An 854-nucleotide genomic window follows, 5' to 3' on the forward strand; every position below is an offset into this window, starting at 1 on the left:
CTAGGCCGTAAACTCATAAAACTGCTTGGCATTTGAATGAGCTGATGATTCAAAGGCCTCTCGAAAGGGAGGCTTTTGATGTCTCGTCGCCGTTACGAATTGACTGATCGTGAGTGGTTGATCATCGCGCCGCTGTTGCCGAACAAGCCTCGTGGTGTGCCACGTGTTGATGATCGGCGGGTTTTGAACGGCATCCTGTGGCGATTTCGCACGGGATCGCCGTGGGCCGAGGTTCCCGAACGCTACGGCCCGCCGACCACCTGTTACAATCGCTTCGTTCGCTGGCGAAAGGCAGGGGTCTGGGATCGCCTGCTTGCAGCGGTTTCAGAGGCTTATGACGGCGACATCGTCATGATCGATTCCTCCTGTGTCCGTGTCCACCAGCACGCAGCCACGGCAAAAAGGGGGATGGAAACGATGGCTGCATGGGACGTTCCCGTGGTGGCCTGACCAGCAAGATCCATGCTCTCGTCGATGCCGAAGGCCGCCCCGTAACCCTGCGCCTGACGGCTGGGCAGGTTGCCGACTGCAGGGAGGCCGAAGCCCTGATCGACGCTCTCGGCGAGGGCGACATTCTTCTGGCCGACAAGGGCTACGACAGCGACGCCATCCGCGCCAAGGCAAGGGAGCGAAAGGCCTGGGCTAACATCCCACCCAAGGCAAACCGCAAGGGCACGTTCGCCTTCTCGGCGTGGCTCTATCGCCAGCGCAACCTCGTCGAGCGTTTCTTCAACCGCATCAAACACTTCAGGGGTATCGCCACACGATACGATAAAGACCCCGCCAACTATCTCGCCGCCGTCAAACTCGTCGCGGCACGCATCTGGTGTCAGTCGTAATGAGTCTACGGCCTA

At 59.6% G+C, this 854-nt stretch carries 1 protein-coding gene; it reads left to right on the plus strand.

The features are described 5' to 3' along the window. The first annotated feature begins 78 nt into the window (after positions 1–78). Positions 79–839 (plus strand): IS5 family transposase gene (locus tag HWD97_RS24215; RefSeq protein WP_119038246.1). Its coding sequence is split into 2 segments (ribosomal slippage): positions 79–394 and positions 394–839, totalling 762 coding nucleotides; the frame shifts between segments, so codons are not numbered across the junction. Positions 840–854: the final 15 nt, after the last annotated feature.

Origin of the sequence: Ochrobactrum sp. C6C9, from assembly GCF_022627935.1 — a bacterium.
Lineage (GTDB): Bacteria > Pseudomonadota > Alphaproteobacteria > Rhizobiales > Rhizobiaceae > Brucella > Brucella teleogrylli.